This is a genomic window from Campylobacter concisus, from assembly GCF_003048405.1.
Taxonomy (GTDB): Bacteria; Campylobacterota; Campylobacteria; order Campylobacterales; family Campylobacteraceae; genus Campylobacter_A; species Campylobacter_A concisus_Q.
The window spans coordinates 32,383-48,740 of sequence record NZ_PIQS01000003.1; the positions used below are offsets into that span (position 1 = coordinate 32,383).

Here is a 16,358-nt window from a genome sequence, read left to right on the forward strand (position 1 = left end):
GAAAGTATGACTATAAAAGCTACGGCTAGAATTATTTGAGCTTTTAATAAAGGCAAGGTATTAGACGAAAAAGTATCTGCTCCGATAGCGGCTACGGCTAACCAGCCTTGGTCGTTTATAGGAAGGACTTTGGCGGTTACGTTCTCGCCTTTATAGTTTGTATAGGGAATAAGTCCATTTTCATCAAATTTTTTAGCCGCAAAAGCCTCAGCAATATATTTGCTAGCAGGAACGGTTTTACCAACATTGTTTGGGTCATTGTGCATTAGCATTACGCCGTCTTTGTTCATTAAAAAGACGTAGCCGTATTTTGTTTTACCCATTTCGAGAATTTTTTTACTTAAAGTATCTATCTTTAAATCAAGTCCCAAAACACCAGCAAAATTTCCATTTTTATTTACAGGAGCGGCAAAACTAACTACCAAAGCATTATATGTAGCTGCTAAATAAGGCTCGGTATAGATAGCACCATTTGCGCTCTTGGCTGCTTTGTACCAACCTCTGGTTCTAGGATCGTAGTTATCAGCTGGAGTCATTCTAGTGCCGTCAGACTGGAAAAAATGTCCATCGCTTTCACGTCCATAAAATACATAAGAAACTAGCGAGCTAGCGTTATCTTTTTGCATTTTTGTTTTTTCTATATACAAGTCATCATTATTTGGTGTATTTTCTATGTCTGAAGCTAACTTTTTGGCTACACCTAAATATTCTTCAAAAAAAGAATCCGTAGTGGCTTTGATGTCACTTAGAATCTGTTCCTGGGTCTGGCTGACCAACTCTACTACCTTACTTTCCGCTGTATAGTAGCTGACTGCTGAAATAGCAGCAAACGAAATAACTAGCAATGAGATGATAATCATCGCTATCTTTGAAGTTATGGACTTCATCTTTCCTCCTTTAAAAAGTTAAAATCACTTTAATTTATCGAAAAAGAATTAAAATTAGTATTAAATTTACTCTCTATTTAATGCTTTTTAAAAATTAATAAAGACATCTTGACAATTAAAAATTTTTGAATAAATTTTAGATCAAAAAATATCATTAAATAAGCTAGTTTTATTTTTTATTCTTTTGCTAGACATAGAGTATAAATTTTTACTTGAAAATCAATAAAATAACGCCTAAAATAATAAGGCAAATGGCTAAAATTTCTTTTAAATTTAACCTCTCACCAAGAAAGATGACAGCCAAAATAATAGCAAGCACAACGCTAAATTTATCAACCAAAGCCACTTGATAAACTTTGCCTGCCTGCATAGCTTTAAAATACATAAGCCAAGATAGTCCAGTAGCTATGCCACTAAGTATGAGAAAGAGCCAGTTTTTATGACTTAGAGAGCTTAATGGCTGCCATTTTTTAGCCACGCTTAAAAGCAAAACAAGCATCAAAATGACAACGATCGTTCTTATAAATGTCGCAAAATCGCTGTCGATGTCCTTTACGCCAAGCTTTGCAAAGATCGCTGTAAGTGCAGCAAAAACAGCCGAAAGAGCTGCGTAAATAAACCACTCTGGCATTTTTATTTAAAATTTAAAAGGGCAAGTTGCCTCACCCATTTAAATTTAGCCCTCATAATCGCTTAACATATCAACTGTTGGCACAAAATATAAGGCACCAGTTACTGGTGTACTAAAGTCAAGCAACCTATCTGAATTGCCCTTTGGCTCGCCGATAAACATCTTTTTAAGCATAAGCTCAACCGTTGAAAATGTGCTCGCATAAGCGATGAAGTAAGTGCCAGTTTTACTACCTTCAGTAAATGGCATATTGCCACGCACGACTTTTTTATCGTCTCCTACGTTTGCAGCGGCTGAGTGTGAATTTGTAGGTTTTACATCCTCGCTCATCTCGATGTCAAGCTCTTTTGAGCGGCCTATTACCTTTTCTTGCTCGCTTACGCTTGTAGCGTTCCACTCTTTCATATTATGAAAGTATTTTTGTACAAAAACGTAGCTACCGCCTTTAAATTTAGCGTCCTCATCGCCAACTTTAGCAAAGAAGTCTCTCTCCTCGCCCTCAGGATTTTCAGTGCCATCAACAAAGCCTATTATCGCCCTACCGTCATGATACTTAAAGCCTTGCGTCTCGTCTGTAAGCTCTGCAAATTTAAAAAGTACAGACTTTATCGCTTGAGCCATATCGAAGCAATCGGGCGCATTTAAGGCGCGGATATGGATATGAATATCGCCCTTTGTGCTAACAGCCTCGTGTTTATCACCTTTGATCGCTTTAAAATTTACAAGCTCTTTTGGCAATTCTTTTGAAATTTCAAGCTTTTTCCAAGCATCATGACCCACACCAAGAACGCAGTTTACATTTTCATTTGCGCCAAATCTGATCTTGGCAGTTTTATTTAAATTTACAACCAAGGTGCAAAGCTCGGCAAAACCCTCTTTACAAGCCTTTTTGTCAGCTGTTAAAACCCATGTTTGAAATACTGTGTTGTTGCCTGGTGTCTGCGTGACTTCCTGTGAATTTACGCTCATTTTTTCTCCTTTTTAAAGTTTTATGCAATATTTTCTAAATTTAGTTGTGAGCTGATCTGCTCATCATTATCGTCAAAAATAAACTCAACTTTGTTTGCCCCAAAGCTCTTTGCGATCGCTTCAAGCGTATCGCGAGCTGATTTATGAATTTTGCTTTGAAGCTGCGAGATAAGGCGAACGCTCATCTTTTTGACTTCGTTTCTAGCTTCTTCTATTAGTCTATTTTTATCTTCTTCTGTAAAAGTGCTACCAAAAAAGCCATTTAGCGAGTCAGGCAGTAAAAATGGTATAAATTTGCCGTTTTTCTCATCGTAAAATTTCATATCGGCGATTGAGAATTTATACTTGCAAGGAGGCATTTTTATCTTATAGCTAGAGTTTGCGATCTGCGTGATCTCGAGCTTTGGGCTAGTTAGATCGTATATGAAATTTATCTCAAACTCAAATATCATCGAAAGCTTCTTCTCGCTTATAAGCCATCTTAGATACTCTTTGCCAAAATTTCCAAACGCATGATCAGTTTTTGTGACGATCTCTTTGCTATAAACTTGAAAAACAGATAGCTCGCCGATGCTTTTTAGCTGTGAAATTTCAGTGCTGACTGAGAGATTTTCGCTATCATCTTTTGCCTTTTTTAACGCCTTATTTGACCTATAAAATGCAAATGCCAAAACAGCTAGTAAGATAGCTAATATCAAATTTGCATATTCGCTCATTTTTTCTCCTTTAAAGCTTGCTATTTTAGCTTAAATTTGTAAAGCAAAGGTGAAATTCTACTTTTATTAAAAATTATATTTAAATAATTGTTTTAAAGTAAAATCGTAATTAATAATATTTAAGTGATATTATCTTGATCATTTTTTCATATCTTATAGTAAAAATAGCGTAAAAAAGGGATTATTAAAGTAAATTTTTATCATAAATTTTAATATTTTAATTAATAATTTATTTTAAGAATATTACAATCTATTTAAATTTTATGCAAAAGGATAAGATGTGAAAAGATCCATTTTAAACAAAAAATGTATTTTGATAAGCGCGGCTTGTTGTACTCTTTTGTTTGCAAATTCACTAAATGCTAACGATCAAGAAAGTGGCAAATTTGGTGACATAAGTAGCTGGGAGAGCACTGAGTATAAAGCATACTGGGGACTAAAGCGTATCAATGCAGCTATCGCATATGCTCTTGGAGTGACGGGCAAAGGTGTGACGCTTGGTGTTATGGACTCTGGCGCATTACTTAGCCACCCTGAACTTAGTGACGGTAGGATAAGCGCACTAAAAATTTCTGGTAGCTACTACAAAGACGGACAAAAATATCCAGATACTGAGCACGGCAACTCTCCTTTTTTAAAAAAGGGAAGCACTGATAAAAATAGAGCTGACTTTGGCGACTTTAAAAAAGGTGATAAATTTGAAGCTGATGGCAACTGGATCGCTGGTGTAAACGACTCGCACGGCACGCACGTAGCTGGCACAATTGCTGGCTCAAGAGATGGTAAAGGGATGCATGGTGTAGCATTTGACTCAAAACTTATAGTAGGAAATACTGGCGGAACAGATGGTATGACATATGGACCAAGCCAAGACTACAACTTCTTTTTAGCATCTTATGAGGGACTAGCCAAAGGTGGTGCAAGAGCTATAAATAATAGTTGGGGTTCAAACCGCAAATTTTATAAAGCTTACGAGGGGGCAACTGGATTTGATGGCGGCAATAGCTTAGATATAAAAGACCTTGACGCAGCCTATAAAAGCTACTATCCATTTGTCACAAATGGTAAAAATTTCATGGATGCCGCTTATAAAGTCGCCAAAAAATACGGCATTATTCAAGTCTTTACTGCCGGAAATAGAAATGGCATGAAAGAGTCATACACAAGAGCAATGCTTCCATATTTTCGTCCAGATGCTGAAAAATACTGGATAAACGTCACTGGAGTGACAGATGGCGATGCACAACATTTTAACACCGCAGGACACTCAAAATGGTGGAGTATCGCAGCACCTGGTAAAAGTATAAAATCAAGCACGGTTGATCCTAAAAATGGAGAGGCTGGTTACGAGAGCTGGGATGGTACATCAATGGCAGCTCCACACGTCACTGGCGCACTTGGTCTTGTCATGCAAAGATATCCATATATGAGCAACTCTCAAGCAAGAGATGTTTTACTAACTACCGCAAGACAAGTTAGAGATGAGTTTAAAAAGCCAGCCGATACAAGAAAAATTTCTGGCTTTACTGCGCCACTTGGTGTACCTGATGAGCGCTGGGGCTGGGGAGCACTTGATATGTCAAAGGCTATGTTTGGGCCAGGACAGCTACTAGGTGTATTTGATGTAAGTCTAGACACGGACGATCTTTACTCAAATAATATCAGCGATGTAGCTATAAAATACAGAAAGACTGAAGATGAAGCAGAGGCGCAAATTTGGGCTAATCGCAAGGCTGAGCTTGAGAAAATGTCAAATTTAACAGCCGAGCAAAGGGCCGAACTTGATATAGGCAATGCTAGAGAAAAAGCAAGAGAGCAAAGAGCGAGCGAGGGCTATGAAGGAACTCTTATCAAGAGAGGTCTAGGCACTCTAAAACTAGCAGGAACCAACTCATACACTGGCAAAACCATAATAAAAAGTGGCAAGATCACAGCACTAAATCAATCACTAAAGTCAAGCGAAGTAGTAGTTGAAAATGGTGGTACACTTGAGATTGTTAAAGAGATGAGCGTTAGAGAGATTGATAGAAATAAATTTTCTCAAAAGCTATCTTTTAAAGATGTAACTAGAAAAAGTACAAATGACACAGTAAAAGCTACTATAAAAACAGGCGGTAGTTATATCATCTCAAATAACGCAGCAAATTTAAATCTAAATTTTGAGAAGAACTCTATTATAGATATAAGTGAGCCAGATGTAGATGTCATGAAAAGACTATATGATGATAGCTCAAAGGCAAAAACTTACGCCGTAACTGGAAATTTTAGTGGCTACAACGATACCATCTCAAAAAAATACGCATTTTTTGACCTTACTAGAAATTATAGTGACAACAAGCTAGAGCTAACACTAAAAAAATCAAAAAATACAATAACAAGTATAGCAGCTAGTGACAACCAAAAAAGAGTAGCACAGCTCATAGAGAGTACAGCCAGCAGACCAGCACTCCTTGCTTCGCCGTTTAGAAGTAGACCAGCAGTTATTACGAGTGATCTATACAGACACTTCATCTACGCTACACCAAAAGAAGCAAGTGATACGCTAAAAACATTTGCAAATAATGCAAATTTAGCTCAACATAATGCATTTTTATTAGAAAATATTTTGCTCAAAAATGCCATCATCAACCATGAATTTGATCCATTCAGTGCAAAAGCAATCGATGCAAGTGGCATGAAATTTTGGTCAAATACCATGGCTAATGCTATGAAATTTGATGATGTAAAAGCAAACTCATTCACTCAGCTTTTTGGATTTGACGGTAGCGTAAATGACGCTTTAACGCTTGGTGGTGTGCTTGGTGCCAGTAGTGAAAAAGTAAAAGAAGATGGCGAAAATGCTTACAAAACAAAAGGTACAAGTGTCGGTATCTACTCAAAAAGCCAAATTTCTAGCACAAAACTAGACCTCGGTCTCATATACACAAATGCAAAACGAAAAACACAAAATGGTGCTACAATCGCGAGCTTTTACTCAAATGAGCATGTAAAAAGCAAAGAAAAAGCACTTACTACTTACGCAAATTTGGCACTAACTAGCTTTAAAAGTTCAACTTTCTCACTAAATCCTTATGTGGGCGCAAGCTATCTACGTATGAAAACTGATATTACCAGCCAAAATGTAGGGATTTTCAGAATGGATGTTGATGAAAAAGCTAGAAATTTAGGTGTATTTAGCATAGGTCTAAACCCTAGCGTACCATTTAGTCTTGGTAGCACAAAGATGAAATTCGAAGCTGATCTAGCCTACAATAGACTAGTTGGCGATACAAGACCAAATATCGGCGTAAATATCGCAAATGCTGGATACTTGGAGCTTGAAGGAAAAGAGGTGCACAATCTTGGCACAGCTAGCCTTGGTGTAAAAGCTAATGTTTATAAAAATATAAATTTAGGTTTATCTTACACAGGTGCTTTTGCTAAAGACGTGAAGTCAAACAGCATAAATGCAAAATTTGAAATTTTGTTTTAATAGGTAAATCGTGCTCGCTACTTTAAATAGTAGCGAGCCATTAAATTAAAATAGTTGAGTGAAAGAAAAACCGTTTTTAGTAAGCACTTCTTTGATCTTTTCTTGATGCTCAAGACCCTTTGTCTCAAGCGTGATCGTAATGCTTGCATCGCCATAGTCAAGCCTTGTTGAGAAGCGGTCGTAGTCGATTTTCACGATGTTTGCATTTGCTGATTTTAGGCTGTCGGTTAAGCTCATGAGCGCTCCTGGCTTATCCACAAGCGTTATTTGCAAGGTCATCTTGCGGTGTGACTTGATAAGACCTTTTTCGATGATGATAGATAGCACTTGTACATCGATATTTCCGCCACTTAGCACCACGCCTATCTTTGCACCTTTTTTAAATTTGATCTTATCATGCATGAGTGCTGCCACACCTGCTGCACCAGCACCTTCAACTACGATCTTTTGCGTCTCTAGCAAAAACAAAATCGCAGTCGCGATCTCCTCGTCATCGACTTGCACAAACTCATCCACGCACTCTACGATATTTGCCAGCGTGATCTCGCTCGCATCACGCACAGCTATGCCGTCTGCTATGGTACGGACTGATTTTGAGTTTATGCTCTTTTTGGCACCATAGCTATTAAACATAGCTGGAGCACCCTTTGCACCGACACAGATTACTTTTGTCTTTGGATTGACCTGCTTTATACAACTAGCCACACCACTAGCTAATCCGCCGCCGCCAACTGGGACGATGACTATATCAAGGTCGCTTATCTCATCAAGCATCTCAAGCCCCACAGTGCCCTGCCCTGCCATGACGTACTCGTCGTTAAATGGATGAACAAAGGTCATACTCTTTTCTTTGGCGTAATTAACCGCAAAAGCGTATGCCTCGTCAAAGTTATCGCCCTTTAAAATGACCTCTGCACCAAGGTCCTTCGTGCCAGCAACCTTTAGAAGTGGGGTTGATTCTGGCATGATGATGCAAGCATGCACGCCAAATTCCTTTGCGCTTATAGCAACACCTTGAGCGTGGTTGCCAGCGCTTGCAGCCACAACGCCACGTTTTCTCTCCTCATCACTTAGGCTAGCTATTTTATTGTATGCGCCTCTTATCTTATATGCGCCGGTTCTTTGTAAATTTTCTTCTTTCAGGTAAACACTTGCGCCTAAAATTTTACTAAGCTTTGCACTTAGCGCAAATGGGGTCTTAGTCACAAAATGACCGATCGTGATTTTTGCTTGGATGATTTTATTTAGTGAAACCATTTTTTCAAATTTTCCTTTTTAAAATTATTCTTTTGCCCTTAGTAGCACGCCACACTCAATGTGATAAGTGTTTGCAAACTGATCAAAAATGGCAAATTTTATCACTTTATGGCTTTTACAAAGCTCTTTTAAATTTTCTTTTAGAGTCTCTGGGTTGCACGAGATGTAGATGATATTTTTGAAATTTTTGATGAAATTTACGACACTTTCACTTAGTCCTGCACGAGGCGGATCGACAAGGACATGCGAGAAGTTAAAGTCGCTTAAATTTATCTCTTTTAGCCTGTTAAATTCCCTAACGCCAGCAAATGCGCTCATAAGCTCATCAGCATCCATTCGTAAAAATTTGATGTTATTAGCCTTGTTTAACTCGCAGTTTTTAAGGGCATTTGCGATCGAGCTTTTTGAAATTTCAGTGGCAAGAACGTTTTTAAATTTAAACGAAAGCGGAATGGTAAAATTTCCATGTCCACAGTAGAGCTCAAGGAGGTCATCGCCGCTTTGCACGCACTCTTTAGCCCAAGCTATCATCTTTTCATTTACGGCTCTATTTGGCTGGATAAAGGCATTTTCAGATAGGCTAAATTTATAAATTTCACCACCAACATCTAGCTCATCGATCAAATTTAGCTCACCACTTAGTAGCTTTTGCCCACGCGATCTAGCAAGTATGGTGACGTCAAGCTTGTTAGCCAAAATTTTCATAGCCATTTCAAACTCACCATCAAGCCTTTTATGATAAAGAAGCGTGATCAAGATACCGCTTTTACAAGAGATAAATTCCACTCCAAAAAGCTTTGCACGCAGTGTTTCGCTCTCTTGTAAGTTATAAAGCAAGCTTGGCATAAGCTTTGAAATTTGCTCGCAAACCTTTGGGCAATCATCTATAAAGAGCTTTTTGCCCTTTTCGCTTGCATGCATCGTATAGTAAAGCTTTATACCTTCATGCCAGATGCCAAACTCAGCTCTTGTGCGGTAGTGCTTTGGTGTTGAGCTAAAAACATCAAACTCACTATCATAAAACTCTGAAAAATTTTGTTTTATAAGATCAGTTTTAAATAAAATTTGCTCATCATAAGGAATAAAAAGAGTGCAAGAACCGCACTCTTTTAAATAATTGCAATCCAAATTTATGCTTCTACTTTCTTTCCAACAAATCTAACTAGCACCCAAATCGCTAAAAAACCGCAAGGAAGTGCGATCCAAACGCTAAGACCAAGTGCAACTGGCAAGTAGCCAACTAGCACACAAACCGCACAAACACTAAGTGCATAGACCATTTGAGTCGATACGTGGTCGATGTGATTACATCCTGCGCCCATCGATGAAAGAATCGTAGTGTCCGAGATTGGCGAGCAGTGATCACCAAAGATTGCGCCTGTGAGCACGCCTGAGATATTTACGATCATGTATGCATGCATAGCATCACCCTCTAGTCCGTAGTTTTTGCCGACCGCATAGGCTAGCGGGATAGCAAGAGGCATTAAAATTCCCATCGTGCCGTAACTTGTTCCAGTTGAAAAGCTTATAAACGAGCCAAGGATAAAAACAGCTACTGGAAGGATAAATTTAGGTGTTGAAGAGCTTAATAGATCAACCAAATATCTTGATGTGCCAAGCTCTTTTATAACAGCACTAAGACTCCACGCAAGAAGCAAAATCACAACTGTAATTATCATAGTTTTCCAGCCTTTTACCCATGTGCTGATAGCCTCTTTTACGTCAAAAATTTTACGCCAAACGCCCATTGTGATAGCTACAATGCTAGCAAGTAACGCTGCTTGAAATAGCGATGTAGCTGAGTCTGCTTCACCAAAAGTGTCTTTAAAAGTAGAAAAAGCAAGCGGATTGGCAAGTGCGTTTTTAAGAGCATCGCCCTCAAGTGCAGCAAGACCACTAAAGTAAAAACTAGTAAAAGCACCAATAACTAGCACAAGAAGTGGCACAACAGCGTTTGAGGCGCTTAGTTTTACGCCTTCTTTTGGCTCAAGTGTTTTATCTTCTAAGTCTTGGATCTGAGTTTTGCCAGAGTGAAGTTCGCCCTTTCTAGCACGTCTTTCAGCTAATAGCATTGGGCCGTATTCACGTTGCATCAAGGCGGTACAAACTATGAAAAACAGTATAAAAAGGTTATAAAATCTATATGGAATTGTCTCAATAAATATAGAATAAGCATTAATTCCAGTCTCTCCAACTAGTTCATAGCCCTTTTCAATGAGTGAAACCTCAAGGCCAACCCATGTCGAGATGATAGCAATACCAGCGATCGGTGCCGCAGTAGCGTCTATGATGAAGGCTAGCTTTTCACGGCTGATTTTAAATTTATCGCTTATTGGTCTCATAATAGGGCCAACGATTAGGGCATTTGCGTAGTCATCGAAAAATACAAAAATTCCCATGAGCCATGTTGAAATTTGAGCTGAGATACCTGTTTTTGCCTTTTTGCTAAGCCAAAGAGCAACCGCCTTTGTGCCACCCATCTTTGTAATGAGTGCGACCACGCCGCCGATACAAAGCACTTGAAGTAAGATGCCTGAATCAGTCTTATCAGCCATTGATTCAACGACCCTTGAAACGATGCCGGTAAAGCCTTTTACGATACCCATAAAGATGTTTTCATTGATGATATTTATGAGAAATGTTCCGCTAAAAACACCTATAAATAGCGACAATATAACGTCTTTTGTGATAAAAGCAAGTGCTATTGCCACAACAGGTGGTATAAGCGTAAATACGCCATAAATTTCAGCGTTTCTCTTTGCCACTTCTGGATCGACACCAAAAAGCGCAACGCTAAAAAAAAGTAATAATAAAATTTGTCTCACAAGAACTCCTTAAAATTTTTCTATCGCAAGCCCAGCCCAAGTCTGCGTATTTGCCATGACTTCGACCCTATTTATGTTGACACTTCCAGGCATATTTAGACAATTTACCAAAATCGTCGCTATATCCTCAGATGTGATGAAATTTGTATTTTCATAAAGACTATCTGCCTTTGCTTTATCTCCTCTAAACCTAACCTCGCTAAATTCAGTCTTGCAAAGTCCTGGCTCGATATTTGTCACTCTGATATTTGTGCCGACTAGATCGTTTCTTAAATTTAAACTAAACTGCTTAACAAAGGCCTTTGTGGCACCATAAACGTTACTTCCAGGATACGGCCATGAGCCAGCTGTTGAGCCAATATTAAAGATATAGCCCTTTTCTTGCTTGTAAAGTAGCGGCAAAACCGCCTTTGTTGAGTAGATAAGACCCTTGACGTTGGTGTCTATCATCGCCTCAAAGTCCTCCACCTTCGCATCTATCGTCTTTTCAAGTCCAAGAGCCATACCAGCGTTATTTACAAGCACTTCGATGTCTTTAAAATTTTCAGGCAAGCTATCAACTGCGTCAAAAACAGCTTCTTTATCGCGTATGTCAGCTACGATGATATGCGTATCGCCAAGCTCGCTTGCAAGCTTCTTTAACCTATCTTCTCGCCTTGCAAGAGCGACTATCTTGTAGCCTTCTTTTGAGAGTCTTCTGGCGATCGCCTCGCCAAATCCAGATGTTGCACCGGTTACAAAAGCTGTCTTTTTCATGGTTTTTCCTAATTGAAATTTGGTTTTAAACCCAAATTTTCTAAAAATTTGATCGTCTTTTCGTTTTGTTCTTTCATGGCATAGTCAAGCGCGTTAAATCCAGCGTCATCAGTGGCGTTAATATCAGCGCCGTTATCCATCAAGAGTTTTAAAATTTCTGGCGTTGCGTGAGCTGCTGCATGCATAAAAACGCTTCTGTTTGTATGCTCTAGACCGCATGTATCTTCAACTTGCGTCATACCCAAATTTATCATATTCATCTTGGCATTTTCGTCTATATAGCTCTCGTTTGCATTGGCACCATTTTTTAGCAAAAGCTCACAAAGTGGCTTATCGCTAAACTGCACAGCATAAAAAAGTACACTTTTTCCAAAGAAATTTTTGTGATTTACATCGGCTTTATTTGCAAGTAAAATTTTTACATTTTCTATATTTTTTAAAGCAAAAAATAGCGGCGTCTCATCACCCAAATTTACATCGGCACCGCGCCTTATGATCTCTTTTATCATGTCACTACTTTTTTCGTTTAAAAGTGCGATATTAAGCAAATTTGTAAGCTCAGCGGTACTGAAATTTTTCGAGTAGAGCAAATTTGCCAGCTCATCGGAATTTATCCTTTGAGCCATCATATTTTGCTCAGGTGTTAAAATTTTAGCTTTATTTACATTTTTACCAACGCCAAAAGTCAAAAACTCATTTACCACGCTAGTTGCGTAGTAAGCAGCACTTGCCGTATCAAGTCCCAGGCTTTCATAAAATTTTACAAGCGGAGTTTGAGCGTTTTTGTAAGCTTCGATAAATTTTTTATATTTTAAAAAATTAAACAAGCTCTCGTTTGCCCAGTATCTAAGATACTCCATTCTAGCGTCTTTTTCACCCTCAGCAACCTCTGGCTTTGCAAGCTCTTTTTGATAAAGCTCAGGTGCAAATGACGCTTTTAGCAAAAGCCATCTAAGCTTATTTAAATTTTCTTTATAAACTCTATCACCAACGCAACTTTGAGACTCACTTCTCACAGCCACACTCGCGTCAAAAAGCTCTTTCACCTCTTTTAAATTTAAAAGCGAACCATCACAGTAAAATAGCCCCTCATTCGCGTAAGCAAGATCGTTTGGAGTAGTTTTAAAGCTCTCTTTTTTGGCAAGATCACTGCACTCTAAAGCGTGTAAATTTATCAAAAAACAAACGCTAAAAAAGAGAAAAAAAACTACTTTTTTCATCAAAGCTCCTTAAAATTTCGCGATATTGTAACAAATTTATATACTAAACTCACTTATTTCATTAAAATTTAGATATTTATAAATTTTATCTTTGTTTAAACTAAGACTTTCTCTTACTATATTTTTGTACTCATCGATGTTTGGCAAACGCCCAAGTAGCGCACAAACAGCAGCTAGCTCGGCACTTCCTAGATAGACCTTCGCACCCATTCCCATTCTGTTATCAAAATTTCTAGTTGAAGTAGAAAATACTACTGCATTGTCGTTTACTCTTGCTTGATTGCCCATACAAAGCGAACAGCCTGGCACCTCTGTTCTTGCATTTAATCTTTTAAAAATTTCATAAACGCCTTCATCTTCAAGTGTGTTTTTATCCATCTTTGTCGGCGGTGCGATCCAAAGCCTAGTTGTAAGCTTGCTCTCATGCTCCAAAATTCTAGCAAGTGCTCTATAATGGCCGATATTTGTCATACAGCTTCCCACAAAAACTTCATCAATTTTATGCACTCTTTTGTTATCAGCTAAAATTTCACTTAGCGTTGCCACATCGTCTGGGTCATTTGGACACGCCAAAATCGGCTCATCTATCTGCAATAAATCGATCTCCAAAATTTCAGCGTATTTTGCATTTTTATCGGCTCTTAAAAGAGTTGGATTTTCAAGCCATTTTTGCATTTTTTCTTTTCGTCTAAGCAGAGTCTCACGGCTCTCGTAACCAGCTTTTATCATCGCGTCAATTAGCGCAACGTTTGAGCGAACATACTCCACGACACTATCAACGCCTAAATTTACCACACAAGCCGCAGCCGAGCGTTCAGCTGAAGCGTCACTTAGTTCAAACGCTTGCTCTACTTTTAGATTCTCAAGTCCTTCTATCTCTAAAATTTTACCCGCAAAAATGTTCTTTTTATCTTTCTTCTCAACGCTTAAAAGCCCTTTTTTAATGGCAAAATAAGGTATCGCATTTACAAGATCACGAAGCGTCACACCCTCTTTTAGCTCGCCTTTAAATTTGATCAAAACTGACTCTGGCATATTTAGTGGCATCATTCCAAGTACTGCTGCAAATGCGACCAGGCCGCTACCAGCAGGGAAGCTGATACCGATAGGAAATCTCGTGTGACTATCGCCGCCAGTGCCCACCGTATCAGGCAGTACCATGCGGTTTAGCCACGAGTGGATGACGCCATCACCTGGCTTTAGACTCACACCGCCACGTAAATTTATAAATTTTGGCAAGCTCTCATGCATCACAAGATCACTTGGCTTTGGATAAGCGGCCGTGTGGCAAAAGCTTTGCAGAACAAAATCCGCCCCAAAACTAAGGCTTGCAAGCTCTTTTACCTCATCTCTAGTCATTGGCCCTGTCGTATCTTGCGAGCCAACAGTTAAAATTTCAGGCTCCACATAAGCCCCAGCTCTAACACCAGCTACGCCACAAGCCTTGCCGACCATCTTTTGAGCCAGCGTATAGCCACCTCCCTGCTCTTTTGGCTGATCTGGTTTTATAAAAATTTGTTCCTCTCCAAGCCCAAGTGCTTCTCTAGCCTTTTTAGTCACTTGGCGACCGATCATCAGCGGTATCCTGCCACCTGCTCTTATCTCATCACTTAGAGTGTTTGGGTTTAGTTTGAAATTTGCCACGAGCTTTTTCTCAGTGCCAATAAGCTTATAAATTTCGCCTTTAAATGGATAAATTTCTATCTCGTCGCCCATTTCAAGCTCATTTACATTTGCAACTATCGGCATTGCACCGCTGTCTTCTGCTGTGTTAAAAAATATCGGAGCTATAGTAGTGCCGATCACGATGCCGCCCGTTTTTTTGTTTGGCACACCCTCTATCTCATCGCCCAAATGCCATTGGATCGAGTTTATACCGCTCTTTCTGCTACTGCCAGTGCCAACCACGTCGCCAACATATGCCACTTTTTTACCACGAGCTTTAAGCTCTTTTAAAATTTCTAAACCCTCAGGCATCTTTTTTACAAGCATTGCTTTTGCATGAAGTGGTATGTCAGCCCTTGTATATGCCTCGCTCGCTGGACTTAGGTCATCAGTATTTGTCTCACCTGGTACCTTAAAAACGACAGCGTTTATACAGGCTTCAATTGGCTTTTTATGCGTAAACCACTCCGCATTTGCCCAAGAAACAAGCACCTCTTTTGCAAATTTATTGTTGCTACTTAGTTTTACTATCTCGTCAAAATATTCATGCACCAGGATGATATTTTTTAGCTCATTTGCTGCAGCACACGCAATATTTTCATCGCTATTTTTTAGAGCTCGCACTAAAATTTCCACATTATATCCACCAAGCATCTTGCCTAAAATTTTAATGGAACGCATAGCGTCAAGACCGCCAACAGCAAGTCCATCTATCACTTCACCAAGAAATTTTGCCTTTATCTTCGCTGCGTCATCAACGCCGGGATTGATACGAGTTTCAAGCAAACTTATAAGAAATTTTAGCTCGCTTCGTGCCTTTTCATCTCCACTAGACTTGCTGGCAAGCTTTATTAGCTCGCAAACTTCACTTGTTTGCTTGGCATTTAGCGCAAGCGGTGGCACGCCCTCTTTTTCTCGCTCGCTCACGTGTTTTTCGTAGTCGGTAAAAAAGCTCATAAAATTCCTTTGTGGTTTTTTGCTCGTTATTTTTAGCCTAAAAATCGCTAGTTTGCTTGCATTTTATCAAAAAGCAAAACAAACTAAAGTAAAATTTGCCCAAATTTTCAAATTTAAAGGAGCAAATGTGTCAAAAGCTTACCTAAAATCGCCTATCGGAATTTTGGAGATCGTTGCCAATAAAAATGGAATTTTCGAGATAAATTTTGTAGATAAATTTGAAAAAATTGCAGTAAAAGATGAAAATCTAAAGCTTTGTTTGGATGAGCTAGAGGCTTATTTTAATGGCAACCTTAAAAAATTTAGCGTGAAGCTTGATATAAAAACAACTAATTTTAGAGCAAAAATTTATGAGGCCTTACAAAAAGTACCATACGGAGAAACGACCACATACGCGGCCTTAGCACTTGCTGTAGGTCACAAAAATGCCTACCGAGCAGCTGGATCAGCCAATGCCAAAAATCCACTGCCTATCATCATCCCTTGTCACAGAGTGCTAGCTAGCAGTGGGCTTGGTGGCTACTCTGGCGGCGAAGGCTTGCCAACTAAAATTTGGCTCTTAGAGCATGAGGCAAAGCATAAATAGCTAAAAATTTACAGCAAAATAAAAGTCTATCAAATTTTAAAATTTACAAGCGAACATTTTTAAAATTTATCAGAGTATTTGAAACGTATGCAGTGCTTTAGCGCCATTGAATGCACCTTGAACGTGAGTGATTTAGCGGATTTAAAAAAAGTAAGAGAAGAGGACGGCCTCGTAATTCAAGCCCCATTGTCTCTCTTTTGAATAAAAAGGAATTTACAAATTTAATCAAGCTGTCTTTACAAATTTTAAAACTTCATTCACTTGCAAGAGCTGACTACTAAAATCTGAATTCGCTTACTACTTAGCTCAAATTTTAGAGCCAAAATTACTCGTTTATGAAATTTTAAAATTTACTTGACACTCACTTGATTTAACAAAGCAAATTTACAAATTTTAAAACTTTACTCACTTGTTGCT

The 16,358-nt window shown here is 38.8% G+C and carries 11 protein-coding genes and 1 pseudogene; 2 read left to right on the top strand and 10 right to left on the bottom strand.

The genetic code is table 11. The features are described 5' to 3' along the window. Positions 1 to 107 precede the first annotated feature (107 nt). From CVT18_RS10810 to CVT18_RS07125, 4 genes and pseudogenes are all read right to left on the bottom strand, one after another. Positions 108 to 887: pseudogene (locus tag CVT18_RS10810) on the bottom strand (cache domain-containing protein); the annotation flags it as partial. Between the two features lie 208 nt (positions 888 to 1,095). Continuing rightward, on the bottom strand, positions 1,096 to 1,524 hold the full coding sequence (locus CVT18_RS07115) for an EamA family transporter (RefSeq protein WP_413784333.1): 429 nt from the start codon (positions 1,522 to 1,524) through the stop codon (positions 1,096 to 1,098). A gap of 39 nt (positions 1,525 to 1,563) precedes the next feature. Next, complete coding sequence (locus tag CVT18_RS07120) at positions 1,564 to 2,487, bottom strand: Dyp-type peroxidase (protein ID WP_107824368.1); 924 nt, start codon at positions 2,485 to 2,487, stop codon at positions 1,564 to 1,566. Between the two features lie 20 nt (positions 2,488 to 2,507). Then, positions 2,508 to 3,203: a DUF4230 domain-containing protein gene (locus CVT18_RS07125; RefSeq protein ID WP_084040760.1), complete on the bottom strand. Its 696-nt coding sequence runs from the start codon at positions 3,201 to 3,203 to the stop codon at positions 2,508 to 2,510. Positions 3,204 to 3,483: 280 nt separating this feature from the next. On the opposite strand from CVT18_RS07125, the gene CVT18_RS07130 reads away from it, so the two are divergent. Next, positions 3,484 to 6,675 carry a S8 family serine peptidase gene (locus tag CVT18_RS07130; RefSeq protein WP_107824369.1) on the top strand — a complete coding sequence of 1,064 codons (3,192 nt, stop codon included), beginning with the start codon at positions 3,484 to 3,486 and terminating at the stop codon, positions 6,673 to 6,675. 45 nt (positions 6,676 to 6,720) lie between these two features. Here the strand turns inward: CVT18_RS07130 and ilvA are convergent, their stop codons facing one another. The 6 genes from ilvA to CVT18_RS07160 are packed head-to-tail and all read right to left on the bottom strand — an operon-like array spanning position 6,721 to position 15,355. Beyond that, complete coding sequence (ilvA, locus tag CVT18_RS07135; RefSeq protein ID WP_107824370.1) at positions 6,721 to 7,932, bottom strand: threonine ammonia-lyase; 1,212 nt, start codon at positions 7,930 to 7,932, stop codon at positions 6,721 to 6,723. Positions 7,933 to 7,956: 24 nt separating this feature from the next. Beyond that, the gene (trmA, locus tag CVT18_RS07140) at positions 7,957 to 9,060 is read right to left on the bottom strand and encodes a tRNA (uridine(54)-C5)-methyltransferase TrmA (RefSeq protein WP_107824371.1); all 1,104 of its coding nucleotides are present in this window, start codon (positions 9,058 to 9,060) and stop codon (positions 7,957 to 7,959) included. Between the two features lie 2 nt (positions 9,061 to 9,062). Continuing rightward, positions 9,063 to 10,757: a Na+/H+ antiporter NhaC family protein gene (locus tag CVT18_RS07145; protein WP_107824372.1), complete on the bottom strand. Its 1,695-nt coding sequence runs from the start codon at positions 10,755 to 10,757 to the stop codon at positions 9,063 to 9,065. Positions 10,758 to 10,766: 9 nt separating this feature from the next. Then, positions 10,767 to 11,513, bottom strand: coding sequence for an SDR family NAD(P)-dependent oxidoreductase (locus tag CVT18_RS07150; RefSeq protein ID WP_072594826.1), 747 nt, complete (start codon positions 11,511 to 11,513; stop codon positions 10,767 to 10,769). 8 nt (positions 11,514 to 11,521) lie between these two features. Next, a complete protein-coding gene (locus tag CVT18_RS07155; protein WP_103628099.1) occupies positions 11,522 to 12,733 on the bottom strand; it encodes an ankyrin repeat domain-containing protein in 1,212 nt (403 codons plus the stop codon). A gap of 36 nt (positions 12,734 to 12,769) precedes the next feature. Further along, positions 12,770 to 15,355, bottom strand: a complete 2,586-nt coding sequence (locus CVT18_RS07160; RefSeq protein WP_103628100.1) for a bifunctional aconitate hydratase 2/2-methylisocitrate dehydratase — start codon at positions 15,353 to 15,355, stop codon at positions 12,770 to 12,772. Between the two features lie 127 nt (positions 15,356 to 15,482). Between CVT18_RS07160 and CVT18_RS07165 the strand changes: the two genes are divergently transcribed. Continuing rightward, on the top strand, positions 15,483 to 15,941 hold the full coding sequence (locus tag CVT18_RS07165) for a methylated-DNA--[protein]-cysteine S-methyltransferase (RefSeq protein ID WP_103628132.1): 459 nt from the start codon (positions 15,483 to 15,485) through the stop codon (positions 15,939 to 15,941). The last annotated feature ends 417 nt before the right edge of the window (positions 15,942 to 16,358 follow it).

Excerpts from the sequence above, each read along its gene's own strand:
- CVT18_RS07160 (WP_103628100.1), bottom strand. The coding sequence starts at position 15,355 with ATGAGCTTTTTTACCGACTACGAAAAACACGTGAGCGAGCGAGAAAAA.
- CVT18_RS07155 (WP_103628099.1), bottom strand. The coding sequence starts at position 12,733 with ATGAAAAAAGTAGTTTTTTTTCTCTTTTTTAGCGTTTGTTTTTTGATA.
- ilvA (WP_107824370.1), bottom strand. The coding sequence starts at position 7,932 with ATGGTTTCACTAAATAAAATCATCCAAGCAAAAATCACGATCGGTCAT.
- CVT18_RS07125 (WP_084040760.1), bottom strand. The coding sequence starts at position 3,203 with ATGAGCGAATATGCAAATTTGATATTAGCTATCTTACTAGCTGTTTTG.
- CVT18_RS07150 (WP_072594826.1), bottom strand. The coding sequence starts at position 11,513 with ATGAAAAAGACAGCTTTTGTAACCGGTGCAACATCTGGATTTGGCGAG.
- CVT18_RS07120 (WP_107824368.1), bottom strand. The coding sequence starts at position 2,487 with ATGAGCGTAAATTCACAGGAAGTCACGCAGACACCAGGCAACAACACA.